Annotated in this window: 26 protein-coding genes; 12 read left to right on the forward strand and 14 right to left on the reverse strand. The window is 31.0% G+C overall.

Annotation, left to right across the window (positions count from 1 at the left end; genetic code table 11):
• The first annotated feature begins 158 nt into the window (after positions 1-158).
• The 4 genes from miaE to GCU34_RS02845 are packed head-to-tail and all read left to right on the forward strand — an operon-like array spanning position 159 to position 2937.
• Positions 159-746 carry a tRNA-(ms[2]io[6]A)-hydroxylase gene (gene miaE, locus GCU34_RS02830; protein ID WP_072785264.1) on the forward strand — a complete coding sequence of 196 codons (588 nt, stop codon included), beginning with the start codon at positions 159-161 and terminating at the stop codon, positions 744-746.
• Positions 747-762: 16 nt separating this feature from the next.
• Positions 763-2169, forward strand: a complete 1407-nt coding sequence (gene glmM, locus GCU34_RS02835) for a phosphoglucosamine mutase (RefSeq protein ID WP_072785262.1) — start codon at positions 763-765, stop codon at positions 2167-2169.
• A gap of 17 nt (positions 2170-2186) precedes the next feature.
• The gene (locus GCU34_RS02840) at positions 2187-2441 is read left to right on the forward strand and encodes a hypothetical protein (RefSeq protein ID WP_072785260.1); all 255 of its coding nucleotides are present in this window, start codon (positions 2187-2189) and stop codon (positions 2439-2441) included.
• 19 nt (positions 2442-2460) lie between these two features.
• The gene (locus GCU34_RS02845) at positions 2461-2937 is read left to right on the forward strand and encodes a hypothetical protein (protein ID WP_072785258.1); all 477 of its coding nucleotides are present in this window, start codon (positions 2461-2463) and stop codon (positions 2935-2937) included.
• A 64-nt stretch (positions 2938-3001) separates the two neighbouring features.
• Here the strand turns inward: GCU34_RS02845 and GCU34_RS02850 are convergent, their stop codons facing one another.
• The 8 genes from GCU34_RS02850 to GCU34_RS02880 all read right to left on the reverse strand — a co-directional run bounded on the left by GCU34_RS02850 (position 3002) and on the right by GCU34_RS02880 (position 8906).
• On the reverse strand, positions 3002-3397 hold the full coding sequence (locus tag GCU34_RS02850; protein ID WP_072785256.1) for a hypothetical protein: 396 nt from the start codon (positions 3395-3397) through the stop codon (positions 3002-3004).
• A 59-nt stretch (positions 3398-3456) separates the two neighbouring features.
• Positions 3457-3891, reverse strand: a complete 435-nt coding sequence (locus GCU34_RS02855; protein WP_072785612.1) for a VOC family protein — start codon at positions 3889-3891, stop codon at positions 3457-3459.
• Positions 3892-3941: 50 nt separating this feature from the next.
• Complete coding sequence (locus GCU34_RS14055; RefSeq protein ID WP_262489146.1) at positions 3942-4076, reverse strand: hypothetical protein; 135 nt, start codon at positions 4074-4076, stop codon at positions 3942-3944.
• Between the two features lie 44 nt (positions 4077-4120).
• Positions 4121-5737, reverse strand: coding sequence for a protein adenylyltransferase SelO (locus tag GCU34_RS02860; RefSeq protein WP_072785255.1), 1617 nt, complete (start codon positions 5735-5737; stop codon positions 4121-4123).
• Positions 5738-5821: 84 nt separating this feature from the next.
• The gene (tpiA, locus tag GCU34_RS02865) at positions 5822-6571 is read right to left on the reverse strand and encodes a triose-phosphate isomerase (RefSeq protein ID WP_072785253.1); all 750 of its coding nucleotides are present in this window, start codon (positions 6569-6571) and stop codon (positions 5822-5824) included.
• Between the two features lie 47 nt (positions 6572-6618).
• Positions 6619-7119: a TlpA family protein disulfide reductase gene (locus GCU34_RS02870; RefSeq protein WP_072785251.1), complete on the reverse strand. Its 501-nt coding sequence runs from the start codon at positions 7117-7119 to the stop codon at positions 6619-6621.
• Positions 7120-7180: 61 nt separating this feature from the next.
• Positions 7181-8290 (reverse strand): BT_3928 family protein, encoded by a 1110-nt coding sequence (locus GCU34_RS02875; protein ID WP_072785249.1) that lies wholly within the window; start codon positions 8288-8290, stop codon positions 7181-7183.
• 76 nt (positions 8291-8366) lie between these two features.
• Entirely contained in the window at positions 8367-8906 is a 540-nt protein-coding gene (locus tag GCU34_RS02880) for a DUF1599 domain-containing protein (protein WP_072785247.1), read from the reverse strand.
• A gap of 150 nt (positions 8907-9056) precedes the next feature.
• Between GCU34_RS02880 and folP the strand changes: the two genes are divergently transcribed.
• Together folP and GCU34_RS02890 are read left to right on the forward strand one after the other, a co-directional pair.
• On the forward strand, positions 9057-9881 hold the full coding sequence (gene folP, locus GCU34_RS02885; protein ID WP_072785245.1) for a dihydropteroate synthase: 825 nt from the start codon (positions 9057-9059) through the stop codon (positions 9879-9881).
• 11 nt (positions 9882-9892) lie between these two features.
• Positions 9893-10609: a hypothetical protein gene (locus GCU34_RS02890; protein ID WP_072785243.1), complete on the forward strand. Its 717-nt coding sequence runs from the start codon at positions 9893-9895 to the stop codon at positions 10607-10609.
• Between the two features lie 50 nt (positions 10610-10659).
• Here GCU34_RS02890 and GCU34_RS02895 read toward each other — a convergent pair whose 3' ends face one another.
• The 3 genes from GCU34_RS02895 to uvrA form a co-directional block, all read right to left on the reverse strand.
• Positions 10660-11157: a hypothetical protein gene (locus tag GCU34_RS02895; RefSeq protein WP_072785241.1), complete on the reverse strand. Its 498-nt coding sequence runs from the start codon at positions 11155-11157 to the stop codon at positions 10660-10662.
• A 143-nt stretch (positions 11158-11300) separates the two neighbouring features.
• The gene (gene rlmH / locus GCU34_RS02900) at positions 11301-11774 is read right to left on the reverse strand and encodes a 23S rRNA (pseudouridine(1915)-N(3))-methyltransferase RlmH (RefSeq protein ID WP_072785239.1); all 474 of its coding nucleotides are present in this window, start codon (positions 11772-11774) and stop codon (positions 11301-11303) included.
• A gap of 78 nt (positions 11775-11852) precedes the next feature.
• On the reverse strand, positions 11853-14657 hold the full coding sequence (gene uvrA / locus GCU34_RS02905) for an excinuclease ABC subunit UvrA (RefSeq protein ID WP_072785237.1): 2805 nt from the start codon (positions 14655-14657) through the stop codon (positions 11853-11855).
• 294 nt (positions 14658-14951) lie between these two features.
• On the opposite strand from uvrA, the gene GCU34_RS02910 reads away from it, so the two are divergent.
• Together GCU34_RS02910 and GCU34_RS13580 are read left to right on the forward strand one after the other, a co-directional pair.
• Positions 14952-15542 carry an RNA polymerase sigma factor gene (locus GCU34_RS02910; RefSeq protein ID WP_072785216.1) on the forward strand — a complete coding sequence of 197 codons (591 nt, stop codon included), beginning with the start codon at positions 14952-14954 and terminating at the stop codon, positions 15540-15542.
• A 44-nt stretch (positions 15543-15586) separates the two neighbouring features.
• Positions 15587-15733, forward strand: a complete 147-nt coding sequence (locus GCU34_RS13580) for a hypothetical protein (RefSeq protein WP_178138362.1) — start codon at positions 15587-15589, stop codon at positions 15731-15733.
• Between the two features lie 36 nt (positions 15734-15769).
• On the opposite strand, the gene GCU34_RS02915 is transcribed toward GCU34_RS13580, so the two are convergent.
• The gene (locus tag GCU34_RS02915) at positions 15770-16417 is read right to left on the reverse strand and encodes an endonuclease III domain-containing protein (RefSeq protein WP_072785214.1); all 648 of its coding nucleotides are present in this window, start codon (positions 16415-16417) and stop codon (positions 15770-15772) included.
• Positions 16418-16514: 97 nt separating this feature from the next.
• Between GCU34_RS02915 and bcp the strand changes: the two genes are divergently transcribed.
• On the forward strand, positions 16515-16967 hold the full coding sequence (gene bcp / locus GCU34_RS02920; RefSeq protein ID WP_072785212.1) for a thioredoxin-dependent thiol peroxidase: 453 nt from the start codon (positions 16515-16517) through the stop codon (positions 16965-16967).
• A 29-nt stretch (positions 16968-16996) separates the two neighbouring features.
• On the opposite strand, the gene GCU34_RS02925 is transcribed toward bcp, so the two are convergent.
• A complete protein-coding gene (locus tag GCU34_RS02925) occupies positions 16997-18463 on the reverse strand; it encodes a TonB-dependent receptor (RefSeq protein ID WP_143146231.1) in 1467 nt (488 codons plus the stop codon).
• 96 nt (positions 18464-18559) lie between these two features.
• On the opposite strand from GCU34_RS02925, the gene GCU34_RS02930 reads away from it, so the two are divergent.
• The 3 genes from GCU34_RS02930 to yaaA all read left to right on the forward strand — a co-directional run bounded on the left by GCU34_RS02930 (position 18560) and on the right by yaaA (position 20725).
• Positions 18560-19333, forward strand: a complete 774-nt coding sequence (locus tag GCU34_RS02930; protein WP_072785210.1) for an MBL fold metallo-hydrolase — start codon at positions 18560-18562, stop codon at positions 19331-19333.
• A gap of 4 nt (positions 19334-19337) precedes the next feature.
• On the forward strand, positions 19338-19835 hold the full coding sequence (locus GCU34_RS02935; protein ID WP_072785208.1) for a hypothetical protein: 498 nt from the start codon (positions 19338-19340) through the stop codon (positions 19833-19835).
• A gap of 131 nt (positions 19836-19966) precedes the next feature.
• Positions 19967-20725, forward strand: a complete 759-nt coding sequence (gene yaaA, locus GCU34_RS02940) for a peroxide stress protein YaaA (protein WP_072785206.1) — start codon at positions 19967-19969, stop codon at positions 20723-20725.
• Here the strand turns inward: yaaA and GCU34_RS02945 are convergent.
• Positions 20708-21469 carry an alpha/beta fold hydrolase gene (locus tag GCU34_RS02945; RefSeq protein ID WP_227658721.1) on the reverse strand — a complete coding sequence of 254 codons (762 nt, stop codon included), beginning with the start codon at positions 21467-21469 and terminating at the stop codon, positions 20708-20710. The genes yaaA and GCU34_RS02945 overlap by 18 nt on opposite strands.
• Positions 21470-21522 lie beyond the last annotated feature (53 nt).

Consider the following 21522-nt stretch of genomic DNA (forward strand, 5'->3'; position numbering starts at 1 on the left):
TGTTTGCGGTTGGTGTTATAAAATTTTTAGAATGACTTATATAATTTTAATATTTCGTATATAATATTAAATTTGTACGTAATTTTAGTTCAAGTTTAGGATTTAAAGTTGTTTCCACAATTTTTAACTTCTAACTTTTGACTTTTAACTTAAAAACCATGTTTCGATTAAAATTGCCAACCGACCCAAGATGGGCAAATATTGCTGAAGGAAATTTAGAAGAGATTTTATCAGATCACGCTTGGTGCGAACAAAAAGCTGCTACAAATGCAATTAATTTAATTATAAATAATTCCGAAAAGCCAGATTTAGTTGAAGAAATGTTGAAAATTTCTATTGAAGAAATGGAACATTTTAAAGCAGTTCACGATATTATTCAAGAGCGTGGTTATGAGTTTAAAAGAGAACGCAAAGACGATTATGTAAATGAATTGGCAAAATACATGAAGAAATCTTCAAACGGAACTCGAGAATCAGGTTTAATAGAAAGATTACTTTTTGCTGCAATGATCGAAGCGCGTAGTTGTGAGCGATTTAGAGTGTTGAGCGAAAATATTCAAGATAAAAAATTAGCAAAATTTTACAGAGATTTAATGGAAAGTGAAGCAATGCATTACACAACATTTATCAACTTTGCAAGAAAATATACCGAAACAATAGATGTTGAAAAACGTTGGAACGAATGGCTCGAAGAAGAAGCTAAGATTATAAAAAATTATGGTAATAAAGAAACCGTTCACGGTTAATAAATAAAAAAATAAGATGACATTAATAAAATCAATTTCAGGAATTCGCGGAACAATTGGCGGAAATGTTGGAGATAACTTAACACCAGTTGATGCAGTTAAATTTGCTTCGGCTTACGGAACTTTCTTAAAAAATGCGAATCCAAATAAAAGATTAAAAGTTTGTATTGGTCGCGATGCTCGTATTTCGGGACCCATGATTCACAATTTGGTAGTGAATACTTTAGTGGGTTTAGGAATTGATATTATCGATTTAGGTTTATCAACAACACCAACAGTTGAAGTAGCTGTTCCATTAGAACAAGCCGATGGTGGAATTATTTTAACGGCTTCTCACAATCCAAAACAATGGAATGCTTTAAAGTTGTTAAACGCTAAAGGTGAATTTTTAAGCGGAGCTGATGGCGCTCAAATTCTAGAAATTGCCGAAAGTGAAGCTTTCGATTTCGTTGATATTGATTCTTTAGGAGAAATTACTGAAAACGATGCCTACATGGATATTCACATTGATGAGGTGTTGAATTTACCATTAGTAGATGTTGAAGCAGTAGCTCAAAAGAAATTTAAAGTTGTTGTTGATGGTGTAAATTCTTCAGGAGGAATTATTATCCCAAAAGTTTTAGAACAAATGAGTGTAGAAGTAGTAAAATTATATTGTGAACCAAACGGACATTTTCCTCATAATCCAGAACCTTTAAAGGAACATTTAACTGATATTTGTGAGCTAGTTGTTGCTGAAAAAGCCGATTTTGGAATTGTAGTTGACCCAGATGTTGATCGTTTGGCTTTTATTTCAAATGATGGAGAAATGTTTGGTGAAGAATATACTTTGGTTGCGATTGCTGATTATGTATTGAGTAAAACTCCAGGAAATACGGTTTCTAATATGTCTTCTTCTCGTGCTTTACGCGATATTACAGAGAAACACAACGGAAGTTACCAAGCAAGTGCTGTGGGCGAAGTAAATGTGGTAGAATTAATGAAGAAAACCAATGCCATTATTGGTGGAGAAGGAAATGGCGGAATCATTTATCCAGAAATTCACTACGGACGCGATGCTGTTGTTGGTGTGGCTTTATTTTTAACGTATTTAGCAAACCAAGAAAAAACTGTTGCCGAATTACGTGCAAGTTACCCGCAATATTACATGAGTAAAAACAAAATTGAGTTAACACCTCAAATTGATGTCGACAATGTTTTAAAAACGATGACAGAGAAATACTCAAGCGAAAGTCATAGTGAGCTTGTCGAACTATCTACAATTGATGGTGTAAAAATTGATTTTGCTTCTGAATGGGTGCATTTACGTAAATCGAATACGGAACCAATTATTCGTATTTATACAGAAGCACCAACACAAACAGCTGCTGATACTTTAGCTGAACGTTTTGTAAGTGAATTGAAAGTTATTGCTGGGATTTAATATTATGTTTTTTATTGATGGCAGAATTTAGTCAAAAAAGGTATAGAATAACAATTGGAAATATATCTTCAATAATATTATTCTTTTTTGCCGTTTATTTTTTTGTTAATCCAGGCCCAAAAGGTTATGGAATGATGGCAGGCATTGGATTAGCACTTTTTTGTGTAATAGTATTAATAGTGGATATTTTATTTCAAAAAATAATTAAAAATTATTTGATATTAACTGTGATTGAATTAATTCTACTAATTATTAGTTTTATTTTTGTTTAATAAAGAACTTATTTTAAAAATGAATAATTTTTTTTCAATTGTAGTTAGTTTAATATTATTAACAAGCTGCACATCTAAGAAACCTGATATTCCTTCATCTTTAGATCCAATTCATATTCAAAATGCCACTAATTTTGCTAAAGTGCAATTTGAAAGTTATACGACTGGTAAATATGTACCATTAACCAAAGATATTGCTACGCCTAAATTGGTTAGAGAATGGAGCGAAGTTGAAGAACAAAGAACAAGTAAAATAATTAATGAGAACTTTGGAGATTTACAAGAATTGAAAATAGTTCAAACTGTATTTTACGATAATAGTTATGTTTATAGGTTTAAGGCAAAATATTCAAAATTAGAGGATTACTCAGAAATAAGAGTTTATACAACTTTACAGCATAAGGTAGAAGGTTATATTTTAAAACCAGTTTGGTTAGATAAATATACAAAGTATAAACCAGGGAAATTTCAAGAATATATTAAGAGTGGAGTATAAGCTTCCATATTTAAATTGATAAAATCAAAAAAGCAGATTCCTAAGAATCTGCTTTTTTGATTAATTAATGTTTATGTTTTTTGTTTTTGTACTTTTTATTTTTGTGTTTATCTTTTCCATAATAACGATATTCAGTCACATGAACTGTATTATAACGTTGCGGATAATCACCTCTAAAATCTAAACCAATTTGCACGGCTGCACCTAGATTTACGTTTCTAAAAATTGATGGAATTGATGCTGAAATTGACCAATTTCCTCCGTTTGCATAAATATAAACTCTGTCTTGTAAATCGTAATACATATTTTGAGTAGGAAAGTAAACGTGTCTTACTTTTGCTCTATATCCATTTGCTGGAGCCCATGGTGGCGGACCTTGTGCAAAAATGTCTTGTGTTACAACTGTCGTTAAAAAAAGAGTTAACGCAATCACTAATCTGTTAAATTTTATCGTTTTCATAGCTCTTTATTTTTATGGTTTAGTAACTATAAAACAAGAGTCGTGCCAAAAAACAATTACTATTGAGGTTGTTCGTCAAAATTTACCATCCAATTAATACCAAATTTATCAGTAAACATTCCAAAATAAGCACCCCAAAAAGTATTATCCATAGGCATAATAACTGAGCCACCAGTTGATAATCCATTAAACAATTTATCAGCTTCTTCTCGACTTTCAGCATTAATTGATATAGAAAAATTATTTCCAAAAGTTACATCTCCGCTCATAGAAGTACTATCACTTGCCATTAATACAGAATCTTTTCCAATTCTTAAACTTACATGCATTATTCGTTCTCCTTCTTCTTCACTAACTGTAGGATAATCTTCACTTGGCGGCATGTCTTTAAATTTTCCAATATAATCAAATTCTCCTCCAAAAACCGATTTATAGAAATTGAATGCTTCTTCTGTATTGCCATTAAAAGTTAAATAAGCGTGAACTGATGCCATAATTTTTAGTTTTAGTTGAAATTGTTTAAAATAGCTTGCCAACCATCTCGTTACATGTAAATTGAATGAGTTTGTTCGGGTTCAAAGTTTCCAGAAACTAAAGTTTTTCCATTGAAAGATGTAAATTCTGTCCAAACTTTTTCAGCAGGTGCATTTATAGTTGTAGAAAATGTGATTTGCTTCATACCTTTTTATTTTAGGAATATAAAGCTACGATTTTAAATTGAGATTACGAACTGCAGCTCAACATCGAACAACCTATTTTTGTTCGCGCCCAATCAGGTCTTTTAGCAAACCATTTTTGGTATTGTGGTTGTTCATCATATGGTTTTTTGAGCATTTCAAACAATTCTTCCAAAATGGAATAATCGCCTTCATCTGCAGCTTCAATTGCTAATTGCGCCATGTAGTTGCGCAAAACATATTTTGGGTTAACCAAATTCATTTTAGAAGCTCGTTCTTCATTTGAAAAGGTTTCTTCTTGTAATCTTTCTAAGTATATAGTAAACCAATACAACCAACTTTCTTTAACTGAATCTTTTACGGTTTCTGGAATATAAAATGCAAAGTTGATTTTATCTAATGCTTTTTCGGCTGTGTCATTTTTTGAAACAATTGCCAATAAACGATAGAAAATCGTCATATCAGTTTCGGTTTCACGAAGGGTAACTAATAATTGATTAACAATCGATTCATCTGAAGTTTTTGGGTTTTGAATACCAATTTTGGTACACATCATTTTGGTAAAATCCGATTGGAAAGAATTAGAATAATCTTCTAAAATGGCTTCCAAAGGTTTTACTTCTTCAATTAATGGATACAATGCATTTGCTAATTGGAGTAAATTCCAAAGTGCAATATTTGGTTGGTTTCCAAAGCGATAGCGTTTTCCTTCGGCATCTGTTGTGTTTGGGGTCCAATTTGGATTAAAATCGTCCATCCAACCATACGGACCATAATCGATGGTAATTCCGTGAATCGACATATTATCGGTATTCATTACACCATGAACAAAACCTACACGTTGCCAATGTAAAATGAGATTTTTGGTTGTTGTAGTAACTTCTTGAAAGAAATCGAGATATTTTTGTTTGTTTGTCAGACTGAGCTTGTCGAAGTCATTTTTGTCAATTTCAACAGGCTCAATTTGACTCTCTAAATGTGGAAAATAATGTTTAATAGTAAAATCGGTTAATTTTTTTAAGTTTTCAATATCATTTTGAGCCGAAAACAATTCGAAACTTCCAAAGCGAATAAAACTTGGTGCCACTCTACAAACAATGGCTCCTTTTTCATAATCGGGATGCCCATCATAAAGTACATCGCGCAAAACTTGATCGCCAGTTTCTAATAAAGCTAGTGAGCGAGTACTGGGAACACCTAAATGATACATCGCTTCGCTGCATAAATGTTCGCGAATAGAGGAACGTAAAACCGCTAAACCATCACCACGACGCGAATAGGGTGTTTTTCCAGCTCCTTTTAGTTGTAAGGTATAAAACTGGTTATTATGTTCAACTTCAAAAAGATTTATTGCTCGTCCGTCACCTAATTGTCCTGCCCAATTACCAAACTGATGTCCGGCATAATTCATAGCAAAAGGTTGGGTGTTTTCGTATATTTTTTTTCCAGAAAAAACTTCTAAAAATTCAGTTGAAGATAAATCTTCAGATGATAAACCAACTAGAGAAGCAACATCTTTTGAAACGTGAATTACTTTTGGATTACTTGGAACTTTAGGTATAACAAAAGAAAAACAGGCACCAGGTACCTGTCTTACTTCGTTTATTGTATTAGGATCAGAAGGAAGTTCTGAGATAAATCTATTTTGAATGTTTAGGTTCATATATTTAAATCTAAAAAATGAAAGAATCTAAAAAATCAAAAGAAAATTATTTAGATTATTCCTTTTTTTCAATTTTTTAGATAATTACATTGCATTAACAATCGCTAAGAAATCATCAGCCTTTAGCGCAGCACCACCAATTAGACCGCCATCAACATCTGGTTTAGAGAAAATTTCTTTAGCATTATCAGGTTTTACACTTCCACCGTATAAAATAGAAACATTATCAGCTACGTCACTTCCATAAACTTTAGCAATTAGTTCGCGGATGAATTGGTGCATTTCTTGTGCTTGTTCAGGAGAAGCAGTTTCTCCAGTTCCAATAGCCCAAACAGGTTCGTAAGCTAAAACAATACATTTCCAATCTTTCTTTTCCAAATGGAATAAACCATCACGTAATTGGTATTCTACAACGTTGAAATGATTTTCTTTTTGACGGTCTTTTAATTCTTCTCCAAAACAGAAAATAACACGCATTTCATGTTTTAAAGCAGTATCTACTTTGTTTGCTAATAATGCATCTGTTTCATGAAAATAAGCACGACGCTCACTATGACCTAAAATAACTGTATTTACACCAATATCAGTAAGCATGCTTGCAGCAATTTCACCAGTATAAGCTCCACCTTCTGCTTGGTGCATATTTTGAGCAGCAACAGTAATATTTTTACCATTTACAGTATCGACAGCAGTTTTTAAATTTACAAATGTAGGAGCTACCACAACTTCGCAATTAGGAGTTCCGTTTTTTGCTATTATATCTTGTAATAAGGCAACAGTTTCAGAATTGTTTTTATGCATTTTCCAGTTACCAGCAACAATATTTTTTCTCATTTTATTTGATTAAGGCTTAAAGCAATAACACTTTAGGCAATTAATAATTATTTTTCTAACTTTTTAAGTGTTTCTTCAATTTTGATATCGTCTGCTTCAATTGCTTTGTATAATGCAATGTTACCTTCTTTATATACAATCATGTAACGAGGAATCCAATCTAAATCTATTGATTTTCCGAAAACACCTTTCATTCCATCTGAAGTCAGATAATGTTCGCCCACAACATCGTATTTAGCAATACCTTTTATCCAAGCATCATAGTTTTTATCCATAGAAATAAATAGATAAACAATATCAGGATATTTTTCTTGTACTGCTTTTACTTTTGGCATACCTTTTACACAATCGGGGCACCAAGAAGCCCAAACATCGATAAAAACAGTTTTTCCTTTGTATTGATTGATAATTTCACTGAAAGTAATTGTTTCATTTTGTTTTGAAGTCATTACACTTTCTAATGCTTCTTTTGTAAATTCTTTTTTACTTTGAGCTTCACATGAAACTAATGTGAAAACTGTTACAAGTATTATGAGTATCTTTTTCATCTAAATGTAAATGTTTAGTTCAAATTTAATCAATTAGAAAAGTAAAACGAGAGTTGATAAATTATTTTAACACTACTTTATCGATATCGTTGAAATGTTTTTTATCCGTAATGGTTCCTTGCTCTAAAATTACAATACTTGGATTAGCTCTTTCAATAGTTTTAAGTGTTGTAGCATCGCAAAAATAATAGTCGAAAGTTAGCCCAAATTTCTTTTTATATTCTTCAATTACTTCCGAACCAGAAGACGTCATACCTAAAACCATATAACCTTTTTCAGAAGCTTTTTTATAAAAATCTTCAAGTTTTTCCATTCCTTTTTCTTTTGATTTCGTTAAATCATAAGAAATTAATAAAGCTACTTTTGGTTCGTTTAAAATTTCTTCAGTAAAATCGGATCCATCTTTTTCAATTGAAAAATCGTGAATAGGAGGAACGTAACCTTGTTTTATTAATTTATCTTTTCTGTCTACAAATTCTGCATTTTCAGGAACTTTATTCGCCATAACATCGTCATAACTAATTTCGGTATCTACGCCATTTATTTTGTAAATGAAAACCATTTCATATTCACTCTTTTGTGCTCCTTCAGGAATTTCCATTCCTTTTTGAATATTGGTTCCAACTTTGTATGCTCTAAAATCTATAATTGGTAAATGTTGTAACACATAATAAGCCATAAATAAACATAAAGAATAGGTCGTAAATACAGCATAATTTAAAGGAACCTTACTTAAAATAGGTTTTATGAATTTTTGATTGAAGAATAAAATTAAAATGAAGAACAATAGAATAACATCTTTTGTAAATGATTCCCAAGGAGTTAATTTTAACGCATCTCCAAAACAACCACAATCAGTTACTTTATTAAAATAAGCCGAATAGAAAGTTAAAAACGTGAAGAAAACAATCATAGCAAGTAAACTCCACATTGTGAATTTAGGTTTAAAACCTAATAATAACATAACTCCCAAAACAACTTCAAAAATCACTACAAAACATGCAATTACTAAAGCATACTGAATCAAAAATTCCATGTTTAGAACATTTGCATTAAAATATTCTTCTAGTTTATATGAAAAACCAACGGGATCATTTAGTTTAATTAAACCAGAAATAATGAATAATATACCAACAAGAAATCTTGAAATTTGAGTAATAATGTTTCGCATTTTTTTAATTTTTTCTAAAATTAAGGCTTTAGTTATAATTAAGCTGTCAATGAAATGTTAAGCACTTGTTAATCGTTTAAGCTTTACCTAAATGAATTAAAGCAAAAACAGAGTAGTTAATCATATCTTGATAATTTGCATCGATACCTTCCGAAACTAAAGTTTTTCCTTTATTATCTTCAATTTGTTTTACACGCAATAACTTTTGCAGAATTAAATCGGTTAAACTACTTACACGCATATCGCGCCACGCTTCACCATAATCATGGTTTTTATCTTCCATTAATTTTTTGGTTAGGCTAATTTTTTCATCATATAATTTTACAGCTTCATCATAATTCAAATCGGGTTGTTGTGCAATACCTTTTTCAATTTGAATTAACGCCATAATGCAGTAATTGATAATACCAATAAACTCTGAAGTTTCATCTTCATCAACTTTACGAACTTCATTTTCTTGTAAACTACGAATGCGTTGTGCTTTAATAAAAATTTGATCGGTTAAAGAAGGCAAACGTAAGATTCTCCAAGCGGTTCCGTAATCTTTTGTTTTTTTAGTGAACAAATCGCGACAAATCGCAATTATGCTATCATATTGTTGTGAAGTATTCTTCATTTATTCGGTATATTTGTATGAAATTTTTTCAAAAATAATCATTTAAAAGAGAAAAGAAAATAGAAGCAAGAGAAAAGAATTATAATTTAAATATTGTTTTTGACTTAGTTCTAATCGACAACTGTTAACCGTTAACTGCAGACAGAATAAATGACAATTAATTGTAAAGGTAATTTAATCGATTTATCTTTTCCCAAAGTGATGGGAATTTTAAATTGTACGCCCGACTCATTTTTTGATGGCGGAAAGTATAAAAGTGAATCTGATATCTTACATCAAGTTGAGAAGATGTTAGAAGAAGGTGCAACTTTTATTGATATTGGTGCCTATTCAAGTAAGCCTGGAGCCGATTTTGTTTCCGAAGAAGAAGAATTAAAACGAATTTTACCCATTCTAGATTTAATATTAAAACATTTTCCAGAAGTTTTACTTTCGATTGACACTTTTAGAAGTAAAGTAGCTCAAAAAGGAGTAGAACATGGAGCTGCAATAGTAAATGATATTTCTGCGGGATTATTAGATGAAAAGATGTTGGAAACTGTTGCAAAACTGCAAGTTCCTTACATCATGATGCATATGAAAGGGAATCCACAAACGATGCAAACGTTAACGCAGTATGATGATGTTGTGAAAGAGATGATGTTTTATTTTTCGGAACGCATTAACAAAGCTAGAAGTTTTGGTTTAAACGATATTATCATTGATCCTGGATTTGGTTTTGCAAAAACATTGGAACAAAATTATGAAGTACTTCATAAAATGGAATATTTCAATATTTTAGAATTACCAATTTTAGTTGGTGTTTCGAGAAAATCAATGATTTATAAAACGCTCGAAAATTCGCCACAAGAAGCTTTAAACGGAACTTCGGTTCTAAATACAATTGCATTGCAAAAAGGAGCCAATATTCTTCGTGTTCACGATGTAAAAGAGGCTGTAGAATGTGTAAAGTTGATTGAAAAATTAAATAATTAAAAGATCAAAAAATGAAAAAATACATAGTTTTAGCTGCTACTTTAAGTTTGTTTTCTTGTAAACAAGAAGATGTACAATTAGCAAAAGCAGATGTTTCGGTATTGGCTGATATTCAAGATCATTCTCCAGTTTATATGTTTTTTAGAGAAAATGAAAAAGATACTGTTGCCGAAATTAATCGAAACAACACTATTGGAACAACTAATTGGATTTTCAATATCGACAAACGTTTGCCTTTACATGCTATAATTCCCGATTTAATTAAACTTCAGGATAAAAAGAAAAATGGCATGCATAAAAAAGAAGGAACTATTAATGTGTTTTCTTATGCCGATAGTTTACATCAAAATTTAGCTTTTTTACCATTTACAGATGTTCAATATTTTTATGATACTGAATTCTCGAAATTCTTCATTAAGAAAAAAGCCGAATTATACATGCCGTATAACAATTTTACTATTAATTTTAGGAAAGATAATACAATTACAATTGACGGACATGAAATTGATAAAGAAGAACTAGCGCCTTACATTCAAGATTTTTCTGATTTTATGAGCGAAGGAAAAAATACCATTTTACATTTAAATTTTGATAAGCATTTGACTTTTAATCAATATTTACAAAACAAATTAATGTTGTGGAAAATTACTTCAGATAGAATTCAAATTTCTTCTTTCGAATTTATTTACGACGAAACAAAACTACCGGAATGTGGTTGTGAACTATAAATAAAAAAATCCCGCTAAAAGCAGGATTTTTTTATATGATTTTAATACTATTATTTGAATTCAGACATTACATCTTCAGAAGCTTCTTCCTCCGATTTCTTTTTTGGCATTTTCTTCTCGAAAAGTTTATTAATTTGCTCTAAGCTAAACTCTTTTGAAGCACCAGTGTTACCGTAAGCTTTGTTACTAGTTAAGAATTGAACGAAAGTTCTATCTAAACTTTTTCTTGAATAATGTAACCAAACATATTCATTAGGTAATTCTAATTTAATGTCTAATAAAGGATCAGAATTAAAACCACCAACAATAATTTTGTGTAAATTTTGGTAATCGTTATCTAAATCTTTAAACGAGAATGATTTTGTTGAGTTATCTTCAGATTCTGTGTTTTTGTAGAATAAAGTAACGTTATTTCCTTCAGTTTGAACATAAATATCATTGTTCCCAATATAACCAAGTTTAACAACTGGAACTCTTTCGATTACTTTAATTTGAGAGAATGATAATGCTGACGTCAAAAGGGCAAAACCAAAAATAATTTTTTTCATATTTGATACGTTATGAGGTTAAGTTTTAATTTTGTCTAAATATATTGTAAATTTTTTCAAAAACAAAAATAAAGATTTAAGAAAAGAAATTTGTTAAGTTGGTTTTATGAAAAGAATAAATTTTCTATTAAAAAAATGTTTTTTTATTGATGATGATAGGGTTCGTTTCTCAAAATTGTAAATCCGCGATAAATCTGTTCTATAATAAATAGGCGAACCATTTGATGTGAAAACGTCATTTGCGATAACGAAACTTTGCCTTGTGCCGTTTTATAAACCGTTTCGCTAAATCCGTAAGGTCCACCAATGACAAAAATTAAAGTTTTGGTTCCGGCATTCATTTTCTTTTGTAAAAAATCTGAAAAACCAACACTCGAAAACTCTTTTCCGTTTTCATCTAATAGAATTAAATGATCGGTTGGCGTGAGTTTCGACAAAATCAATTCGCCTTCTTTTTCTTTCTGTTGAGCTTCACTTAAATTCTTTACATTCTTTATATCGGGAATAACTTCTAAATCAAACTTTACATAAAACCCTAAACGCTTGGTGTACTCATCAATCAACGATTGCAAGTTTTTGTTGTCGGTTTTTCCTATGGCTAAAAGTTTAATGTTCATTTTGTTAATGTGTCAAATAGACAATAAGTCAATGAATCAATGAAATTTAATCGTCACATTGACACATTGAGAATTGGCTTATAATTTCAATTTCTCTTTCAAATAAATTCCGGTAACCGAATCTTTGTTTTTCGCAATTTCTTCCGGTGTGCCAAAAGCCACAAGTTTTCCGCCATTTTCGCCACCTTCCGGACCAATATCCAAAATATAATCGGCACATTTGATTAAATCTAAATTGTGCTCAATTACGATAATCGAATGTCCTTTTTCCAATAAAGCATCAAAAGAAGCCATTAATTTTTTGATATCGTGAAAATGCAATCCCGTTGTGGGTTCGTCAAAAACAAACAAGGCTTTGTCTTTTATCGTTCCTTTTGCTAAAAACGAAGCCAGTTTAATACGTTGCGCTTCACCACCAGACAGGGTAGAAGAGGATTGTCCTAATTGTACATAACCTAAACCTACATCTTGAAGTGGCTGTAATTTTTGAGTGATTTTAGTTTGATTGTGTTTCGAAAAGAATTCAACTGCATCGTCAATCGTCATTTTTAAAATATCGTCAATATTTTTTCCTTCGAAAGTAACTTCCAAAACCTCTTTTTTGAAGCGTTTTCCGTTACATGTTTCACATTCTAAATGAACATCGGCCATAAATTGCATTTCAATAGTCACTTCGCCATCACCTTTACAGGTTTCGCAACGACCTCCATCCACATTAAAAGAAAAATGTTTCGGTTGGTAACCACGTAATTTGGAAACTGCTTGTTTCGAAAACAAATCGCGAATATCGTCATACGCTTTAATATAGGTCACCGGATTGGAACGCGAACTTCTTCCGATAGGATTTTGGTCTACATATTCAATGTGTTTGATGTTGGCAAAACTTCCTTTTAATTCCGAAAATTGTCCCGCTTTTTCACCAACACCATCTAATTGTTTTTGAATAGCCGGAAATAATATTTTCTTTACCAATGTACTTTTTCCACTTCCCGAAACTCCTGTGATTACAGTTAAACAATCTAATGGAAACATGAAATCTTGATTCTTTAAATTGTTTTCGCGTGCGCCAATAATATCAATATGATGTTTAAATTTGCGGCGTTTTTTGGGAACTTCAATTTGTTCTTCACCATTCAAATATTTAGCAGTAAGTGAATTGGCTTTTAAAATTTCGTCATAGGTTCCTTGTGCGACTAATTCTCCGCCGTGTGTTCCTGCTTCCGGACCAATATCAATAATCATATCGGCAGCTTTCATAATATCTTCGTCGTGCTCTACTACAATTACAGTGTTGCCCAAATCTCGGAGATTTTTCAAAACGGTAATCAATCGTTCTGTATCTTTTGGATGTAAACCAATACTTGGTTCGTCTAGAATATACATAGAACCTACCAAACTACTTCCTAAAGAGGTTGCCAAGTTAATGCGCTGCGATTCACCACCAGAAAGTGTTGCGGAATTTCGGTTTAAGGTTAAATAGCTCAAACCAACATCTGAAAGGAAAGCCAATCGATTGTTAATTTCAATTAAAAGACGTTTGGCAACTTTGGCATCGTATTCTGATAATTCCAACGAATGGAAAAATGGAATCAGCTTAACAATTGGTAAATCGACCAAATCAGAAATGGTTTTTCCGCCTACTTTTACATAATTAGCTTCTGGTCTAAGACGTTTTCCATTACATGTCGTACATTTTGTTTTTCCGCGATAGCGCGATAAAAGGACACGGTTTTGAATTTTATAATTTTTCTCTTCTAGTTCGGTAAAGAAATCATTTAAACCTGTAAAATATTGGTTTCCGTTCCAAATCAACGCTTTTTGTTCGTCAGAAAGTTCAAAATAAGGTTTGTGAATGGGGAAATCGAATTTGTAAGCACTGTTCACCAATTGGTCACGATACCAGCTCATACTTTCGCCACGCCAAGGAAAAATAGCATTTTCATACACCGAAAGTGCAGTATTTGGAATAACTAATTCTTCATCAATTCCAATAATATTTCCGTAACCTTCACATTTTGGACACGCACCATAAGGATTATTGAAACTAAATAAATGAATATTTGGTTCTAAAAATGAAATTCCATCTAAATCAAATCGGTTGTTAAATTCAAATCTTTTTTCAGTGTTTAATGCTTTTAAAACACATTCACCTTTACCTTCATAAAATGCGGTTTGAATAGCATCGGCTAAGCGATTAAAAAATTCTTCTTCTTCTTTAACAACAATACGATCAACAATTAATTCAATAGTTTTAGCATTATCAATTTTGTCTTCTTGTTGAACAAACTCATCTAATCGAATGGTTTCGCCATCAACCAAAACACGAGCAAAACCTTGCTGTAATAAAATATTTAGTTTGTCTACTAATGTTCGTCCGATTTCAACGTGTATTGGTGCCAGCAATAACCATTTAGAATCTAAATCGAAAGATTTTACAGTTTCAATTACATCGGTAACGGTGTTCTTTTTTACTTCTTGTCCGGAAACAGGAGAGAAGGTTTTACCAATGCGGGCGTATAAAAGTTTAAGATAATCGTAGATTTCTGTTGAAGTTCCTACAGTAGAACGGGCATTTGTAGTATTAACTTTTTGCTCAATAGCAATTGCGGGAGCTATACCTTTAATATATTCTACTTTTGGTTTATCTAAGCGACCTAAAAACTGACGCGCATAAGAAGATAAACTTTCTACATAGCGACGTTGTCCTTCGGCATATAAAGTATCAAAAGCTAAACTCGATTTACCAGAACCCGATAATCCTGTGATTACAACTAATTTATTTCTTGGAATAGCAACATCAATATTCTTAAGATTATGAAGTTGAGCTCCTTTAATAAGTATGTTTTTTTTTGGTTCAAGTTTTAAAAAGTCGGTTGTGTTCATAGTTTTTCGTAAGATTTACAAAATTAAGAATTTTTTGACTCTTTTAACTAATGGAATTATAAAGTAATTTTAGAAAAGTGTTGAACAAATTGACTATAAATCAAAACTATTAGGAATAAAACTCTTGATTTTGTGATAATTTTTTAGTATTTAGAGAAAAAGTTTGATAAAAATTTGGTTATTTGACTTTTTTTCTTTTAAATTTGAATCTATAAATCATAAAATACTTTTGCTTATAACAGAAAAATACTTTTAGACTTTAATTAACCCAAAAAATTAACTAAAAGTATTGTTATGGCTAGACATGAACTATCAGATGCTATCTTGGTAAAGAATTATGTAGAAGGAGATGAGATTGCCTTAGCTACATTAATTGAAAGGCATCAATCAAAAATTTACGGTTTTATTTATTCAAAAATTCAAGACAGAGATATTTGTGATGATATTTTTCAAGATACTTTTGTTAAGGTTATTAAAACTTTAAAAACCAAATCCTATAACGAAGAAGGTAAGTTTTTGCCGTGGGTTATGCGAATTGCACATAACTTAATTATAGATTATTTTAGAAAATCTAAAAAGATGCCGATGCATCGAGACAATGATGAATATTCCATTTTTTCTTTAATTTCAGATACAAGCCCAAATGTTGAAAGTAGAATTATTACCGAACAAATTGAGTTAGACCTAAGCAGAATTATTGATGAACTTCCAGATGATCAAAGAGAAGTATTGGTAATGAGAATTTATCAAGACTTAAGTTTTAAGGAAATTGCTGATTTAACAGGAGTTAGTATTAATACTGCTTTAGGAAGAATGCGTTATGCTTTATTAAATTTGAGAAAAGTTATCGACAAAAATCAAATTATTTTAACTGGTTTACAATAAAGTGCTTTTTGTTGCGTTGTAGTTATATATTTTTATTATAATCTATGGCAAAACTTTACTCTAAGAAAAAATTAGCAAACCAAAAAGAAATGTTACCTAAAAAAGAAACGATTTCGTTTATTCTTAATTATTCAAAAGCATTGAGTATTACAAAGGTGGGTAAATTTCAATTTGAAACTATTGCTAATTAATGAGAAAGCTTCGTAAAGACTACGAAGCTTTCTTTTTTATTTTTTGTATTCATCAATTACTGATTTTCTGCCAATAGTTTTAGTAATAATATCTTTATCTAAATTCCATCCGCGAGCTGGCGAGTATTCTCTACCGTAATAAATTATTTGTAAATGTAGTTTGTTCCAAGATGCTTCGGGAAATAATCTTTTTGCATCTTTTTCAGTTTGTTGAACACTTTTTCCATTACTCAAATTCCATCGGTACATTAATCTATGAATGTGAGTATCTACAGGAAATGCAGGAACACCAAAAGCTTGACTCATTACAACACTTGCCGTTTTATGACCAACAGCCGGTAAACTTTCTAAAGCTTCAAAATCTTGAGGAACTTCCCCATTGTATTTATCAATTAAAATTTGCGACAAGCCAAAAATCCCTTTAGATTTCATTGGTGTTAAACCACATGGGCGAATAATAGCTGCAATTTGTTCTACGCTCATTTTTACCATATCGTATGGATTATCAGCCTTTGCAAAAAGCGATGGCGTAATTTTATTCACGCGTTCATCAGTGCATTGAGCCGATAGTAAAACTGCAATTAAAAGTGTGTATGGATCTTTATGATTTAACGGAATAGGAGTTTCCGGATATAATTCGTTTAACGTATTTATAACAAATGTTACTTTTTCGTTCTTTGTCATTTTTGTAAATTTATACTTTCAAAGATAATAGAAAATAGAGAATAGAATAAAGATTTTTAAATATCAACAAATTAACGAATAACAAATTAACAATAATATGATAACATTAAAAGCAGGAGATAAAGCGCCCAACTTTAAAGGATTAGATCAAGACGGAAAAGAACATAAATTAAGTGATTATAAAGGAAAAAAATTAGTAGTTTTCTTTTATCCAAAAGCGAGTACGCCTGGTTGTACTATGGAAGCATGTGATTTAAGAGATAATTTTGAGCGTTTTAAAGCTAATAATTATGAATTGCTTGGTGTTAGTGCAGATAGTGCTAAAAGACAAGCAAATTTTATTGAAAAGAATAATCTACCTTTTCCTTTATTAGCAGATGAAGATCATGCCGTTATATATGCATTTGGTGTTTGGGGGCCAAAGAAATTTATGGGAAAAGAATTTGATGGAATTCATCGTACAACATTTGTAATTGATGAAAAAGGAATTATTGAAGATGTTATTGAGAAGGTAAAAACCAAAGAACATGCTAATCAAATCTTAAAATAAAAAAATCCCGGTTAATCCGGGATTTTTTATTATGCTTTTTCGACACCAACTTTTTCGTCGTAGCCAAATAAACGTTGCGTTTTAATTAATTCGGCAATACCATCAGGAAGCATTTCTTCCCAACCGCTATCTCCATTACTAATCATTTTAAGAACTTGTCTTGAGAAAATTTCTAAGTTTTGTTCTTCAAAGTCTGTAATATCAACTACTTTTCCGTTGAATTTGAAGAATTTATACAATTCTTTCATTCTAGGATGTACTTTTAAATTATCAGAATCAATAATGTTTCCTTCTTCATCCTTCATTGGATATAAGTAAACTTTTAAGTCGCGGTAGAATAATTTACCAAAAGCTTCTAAAATTCCACCAGATAGATGACGGTAATATTTTTCGTCAAAAATTTCAACTAAATTACTTACACCCATGGTTAATCCCATTCTAGCTTTAGTATAATTAGAGAAATATTCTACGACTTTAAAGTATTCTTGGAAATTTGAAATCATTACCGTTTGACCAAGAGAACATAATAATTCTGCTCTATCTAAGAAATCTCTTTCGTCAATTTCACCTTCAGCTTTCAAGTTAGAAAGTGTAATTTCAAAAACTACAAATGTATTTTCTTCGTCAACTTTGTTTTCTTGAATGAACATGTTATAAGATTTCATATACATGTTCATATTTACTTTGGTAACAGGTCTAAAACTTCCGCGTAATGCCAAAATGTTCTTTTTATAAAGTACAGCAGCAGGAAGAATATTTTTACCATCAGGGCCAAACATAACGGCATCAGTCATACCATTTTTAACCAATTGTAAACTCATTAATCGGTTGTCTACATTTGCAAATCTTGGTCCCGAGAAATTGATAGTATCAATCTCTAATTGGTCTTTATCTAAGTGATCGTATAAATAACGAAGTAATCTTTTAGGATCGTTGTGTTTGTAAAATGCTCCATAAATTAAATTTACGCCAAGAATTCCTAATGTTTCTTGTTGTAAACGAGCATCTGTTTCTTTAAAGCGAATGTGAAGTATAATTTCATTATATTCTTCATCTGGCTCTACTTGAAATTTGATACCTACCCAACCATGTCCTTTATATTGTTTAGCAAAATCTATAGTGGCAACTGTATTGGCATAACTAAAGAAAATTTTATTAGGATGTTTGTCTCTTTTTAAACGTTCTTCAATTAATTTTGTTTCGTGAGCCAACATTTTTTTAAGACGACTTTCAGTTACATAGCGACCATCTTCTTCAATTCCATAAATTGCGTCACTGAAATCTTTATCATAAGCCGACATAGCTTTTGCAATAGTTCCTGATGATGCACCAGCTCTAAAAAAATGACGAACTGTTTCTTGTCCCGCTCCAATTTCGGCAAAAGTTCCGTAAATACTTTCGTTTAAATTAATACGTAATGCTTTATCTTTAATCGAAGGAATTTGTTCTATTACCTTATCTCCTCTAACCTCAATATCAGTTATTATGCTTTTCATTAAATTATAGTATTTAAACTCTCTTTTTAATTAAGTATTGCAAAGTTAATGAAATACTCCATAATATTACTGTAAATATTATTATTTTTGCATCATATGCAGGGTTTAACAATAAATTTTTTAGGAACTGGAACCTCTCAAGGAATTCCAGTAATAGGAAGCAATCATCCGGTATGTTTGAGCGAAAATTCTAAAGACAAAAGACTTCGTGTTTCGGTTTGGATTTATGCGCAAGATTTTTCGTTAGTAATTGATTGTGGTCCAGATTTTAGACAACAAATGCTTACGAATAAATGTGAATTTATTGATGGAATTTTGTTCACACACGAACATTCTGATCATACTGCTGGTTTAGATGATATTCGCCCTTTTTATTTTAAACAAGGTGATATTCCTGTTTATGCTCATGAAAGAGTACTTAAAAATTTAGCAAAACGTTTCGATTACATCTTTAGTAATGAAAATAAATATCCAGGAGCACCTTCTGTAACCCAAGTAGAAGTAAAAAATAATGAGTCTTTCTTTGTGAAAAACTACGAAATTATTCCAATTAACGCTTGGCATGGTAGTTTACAAGTTTTTGGTTATCGAATTCAAAATTTTGTGTATTTAACCGATGTAAAAACTATAGATTTAGAAGAAGTTGAAAAAGTTAAAGGTTGTGAAGTATTGGTTATTAATTGTTTAAGAGAAGAACCGCATAACACGCATTTTAATTTAGAAGAAGCATTAGAATTTATATCTTTGGTTCAACCAAAAAAGACATATTTAACGCATATCAGTCACATTTTTGGATTTCACGATGAAATTCAGGAAAAGTTACCCGAAAATGTTTTTGTAGCCTACGATAATTTAGAAATAACAATTTAAAACTATGAGAAATATATTTTTATACCTATTTGTATTTTCAATGTTAATCAACATATTTCAATATGTTAATTCAACCAAAATTTTAGAATCGAAAGATAGAGAAGTAGAACTTGTGAAAAATAAACTTAAAAAGTCGCACGATTCTATTGTTGAAGTACAAATGAACGACTATTTTGATATTGCAAATGATGAAGATGCACAAGAATATTATTTTACTCGTGGTTTAGATTATCAAAAAGTTATTGCACAAGTAAATGAAGATTTAGTTTCTTTAAATACAAATCCAAAAGGAAATCCATTAGTTCCTTATGAACCAATTGACGACCGACCATTTATTGTAAACAAGGCAAAAGTTTTAAATCATAGATGGATTATTGCTGAATATTCTAACGGAGATTTATGGGGACAAATTTTAATAAAATATTTCTTTAGTGAAGATAAACCAACTGAATTTCAAACTGTTGATACAGTGCTTTATGAAAGACAGAAAGTAGAAAAATAAAAAAGATAGAAGAGGTTTTTAAACCTCTTTTTTTATAAATTTCGCTTATAATTCTATAAAATATATTCATTTGTTAAGTAAAAAATTATAGGACTATTTTTTACTTTTGAAAAACAAAATATTTAAAATTCATGAAAATAGTAATATCTCCAGCCAAATCTTTAGATTATACAACCGAGTTACCAACTAAAAGATATACTGAGGCTCAGTTTTTAAATAAATCGGAAACCATTCAAAAAACATTGAAAAAGAAGAAGCCTAAAGATTTGATGGAATTAATGAGTATTTCAGAAAAACTAGCCGATTTAAATTGGCAACGCAACCAAGATTGGCAATTGCCTTTTACGCCCGAAAATGCACGTCCGGCAGTTTATGCTTTTAATGGCGATGTGTATGTGGGTTTAGATGCGTACACAATTCCGGAAGAAAAATTAGATATTTTACAAGAAAAATTGCGAATTCTTTCGGGTTTATACGGTTTGTTGAAGCCTTTAGATTTGATTCAGGAATATCGTTTGGAAATGGGAACTTCGTTGCAAGTGGGAACCAAAAAAAATCTGTATGAATTTTGGAAAAAGACGATTACTGATGCATTGAATAAAGAATTAGAAAAAGACGAATTGTTTATCAATTTAGCTAGTAATGAATATTTTAGTGCGGTCGATGTAAAGTCGTTAAAAGTTCCAGTGATTACTCCTGAATTTAAAGATTACAAAGATGGAAAGTTAAAAATGATTAGTTTTTTTGCTAAAAAAGCCAGAGGTTTAATGGTGCGTTATATTATTGACAATAACGTGGAAACATTGGATGAATTGAAAAACTTCAATTACGAAGGCTATGCTTTTGATGCCAATTTAAGCCAAGGAAACAAATTAGTTTTTACTCGTTAATGCTTCAATAAACTGAGCAGATTCTTTTAAAACAATTTCAGGATTTTCTCGATGCGCCGTGTGACCGACGTTGGCTATAAGTAAAGCTTTAGAATGACCTTTGGTTTGCGAAACAATTTTTTCAACTTGTTCCAAAGAACCGAATTCGTCATTTTTACCTTGAATAATGAGTGAATTACATTGAATTTGCTTTACAAAATGCTCAATATTCCAATTTTGATATTCCTCGGAAGTCCAGGTTTTAGTCCAAGCGTTAAACAAAGCCTCAACTTTATTATCGTGATAGCGTTCTAATTTCTGTTTTTGATTAGTCGTTTTATATTGATGAATTGCTTCACGAATGCCATTTAGCGTAATTTCTTCAACAAAAATATGAGCGCCTTCGGTAATAATTCCAATTGTTTTTTCGGGATATTTTGCAGCAAAAATCAGTGCGATAGAACCTCCGTCACTAAATCCGAATAAAATGGCATTTTCAACTTTCCAGAAGTCTAGTAATTTAGCCAAAATATCAGCTTCTTGTTCTAGATAATTTACGTCTCGTTTTTCATAAGAAAACGGACAAGATTTTCCATAACCTTGTCGGTCATATAGAATGACGTTGCATTTTGTTTTTTCAGCCAATTGCAAAGGAAAATCGCGCCATAATTCTATACAACCTAGCGAATCGTGTAAAAAAATAATTGTAGGCCGGTTAGGGTAGTGGTCTATTTTTTGAAAAGCAATTTGGGAAAGATTTATCACAATTTTTTTTCCAAATATAATTAAACTTAAGAGATGAAAATTAAAAAAGCCCT

This window comes from Flavobacterium haoranii, from assembly GCF_009363055.1.
Taxonomy (GTDB): domain Bacteria; phylum Bacteroidota; class Bacteroidia; order Flavobacteriales; family Flavobacteriaceae; genus Flavobacterium; species Flavobacterium haoranii.

What these genes read in the sequence shown, in the direction of transcription:
- miaE (WP_072785264.1), top strand. Translation starts at nt 159, where the DNA reads ATGTTTCGATTAAAATTGCCAACCGACCCAAGATGGGCAAATATTGCT.
- glmM (WP_072785262.1), top strand. Translation starts at nt 763, where the DNA reads ATGACATTAATAAAATCAATTTCAGGAATTCGCGGAACAATTGGCGGA.
- GCU34_RS02840 (WP_072785260.1), top strand. Translation starts at nt 2,187, where the DNA reads ATGGCAGAATTTAGTCAAAAAAGGTATAGAATAACAATTGGAAATATA.
- GCU34_RS02845 (WP_072785258.1), top strand. Translation starts at nt 2,461, where the DNA reads ATGAATAATTTTTTTTCAATTGTAGTTAGTTTAATATTATTAACAAGC.
- GCU34_RS02850 (WP_072785256.1), bottom strand. Translation starts at nt 3,397, where the DNA reads ATGAAAACGATAAAATTTAACAGATTAGTGATTGCGTTAACTCTTTTT.
- GCU34_RS02855 (WP_072785612.1), bottom strand. Translation starts at nt 3,891, where the DNA reads ATGGCATCAGTTCACGCTTATTTAACTTTTAATGGCAATACAGAAGAA.
- GCU34_RS14055 (WP_262489146.1), bottom strand. Translation starts at nt 4,076, where the DNA reads ATGAAGCAAATCACATTTTCTACAACTATAAATGCACCTGCTGAAAAA.
- GCU34_RS02860 (WP_072785255.1), bottom strand. Translation starts at nt 5,737, where the DNA reads ATGAACCTAAACATTCAAAATAGATTTATCTCAGAACTTCCTTCTGAT.
- tpiA (WP_072785253.1), bottom strand. Translation starts at nt 6,571, where the DNA reads ATGAGAAAAAATATTGTTGCTGGTAACTGGAAAATGCATAAAAACAAT.
- GCU34_RS02870 (WP_072785251.1), bottom strand. Translation starts at nt 7,119, where the DNA reads ATGAAAAAGATACTCATAATACTTGTAACAGTTTTCACATTAGTTTCA.
- GCU34_RS02875 (WP_072785249.1), bottom strand. Translation starts at nt 8,290, where the DNA reads ATGCGAAACATTATTACTCAAATTTCAAGATTTCTTGTTGGTATATTA.
- GCU34_RS02880 (WP_072785247.1), bottom strand. Translation starts at nt 8,906, where the DNA reads ATGAAGAATACTTCACAACAATATGATAGCATAATTGCGATTTGTCGC.
- folP (WP_072785245.1), top strand. Translation starts at nt 9,057, where the DNA reads ATGACAATTAATTGTAAAGGTAATTTAATCGATTTATCTTTTCCCAAA.
- GCU34_RS02890 (WP_072785243.1), top strand. Translation starts at nt 9,893, where the DNA reads ATGAAAAAATACATAGTTTTAGCTGCTACTTTAAGTTTGTTTTCTTGT.
- GCU34_RS02895 (WP_072785241.1), bottom strand. Translation starts at nt 11,157, where the DNA reads ATGAAAAAAATTATTTTTGGTTTTGCCCTTTTGACGTCAGCATTATCA.
- rlmH (WP_072785239.1), bottom strand. Translation starts at nt 11,774, where the DNA reads ATGAACATTAAACTTTTAGCCATAGGAAAAACCGACAACAAAAACTTG.
- uvrA (WP_072785237.1), bottom strand. Translation starts at nt 14,657, where the DNA reads ATGAACACAACCGACTTTTTAAAACTTGAACCAAAAAAAAACATACTT.
- GCU34_RS02910 (WP_072785216.1), top strand. Translation starts at nt 14,952, where the DNA reads ATGGCTAGACATGAACTATCAGATGCTATCTTGGTAAAGAATTATGTA.
- GCU34_RS13580 (WP_178138362.1), top strand. Translation starts at nt 15,587, where the DNA reads ATGGCAAAACTTTACTCTAAGAAAAAATTAGCAAACCAAAAAGAAATG.
- GCU34_RS02915 (WP_072785214.1), bottom strand. Translation starts at nt 16,417, where the DNA reads ATGACAAAGAACGAAAAAGTAACATTTGTTATAAATACGTTAAACGAA.
- bcp (WP_072785212.1), top strand. Translation starts at nt 16,515, where the DNA reads ATGATAACATTAAAAGCAGGAGATAAAGCGCCCAACTTTAAAGGATTA.
- GCU34_RS02925 (WP_143146231.1), bottom strand. Translation starts at nt 18,463, where the DNA reads ATGAAAAGCATAATAACTGATATTGAGGTTAGAGGAGATAAGGTAATA.
- GCU34_RS02930 (WP_072785210.1), top strand. Translation starts at nt 18,560, where the DNA reads ATGCAGGGTTTAACAATAAATTTTTTAGGAACTGGAACCTCTCAAGGA.
- GCU34_RS02935 (WP_072785208.1), top strand. Translation starts at nt 19,338, where the DNA reads ATGAGAAATATATTTTTATACCTATTTGTATTTTCAATGTTAATCAAC.
- yaaA (WP_072785206.1), top strand. Translation starts at nt 19,967, where the DNA reads ATGAAAATAGTAATATCTCCAGCCAAATCTTTAGATTATACAACCGAG.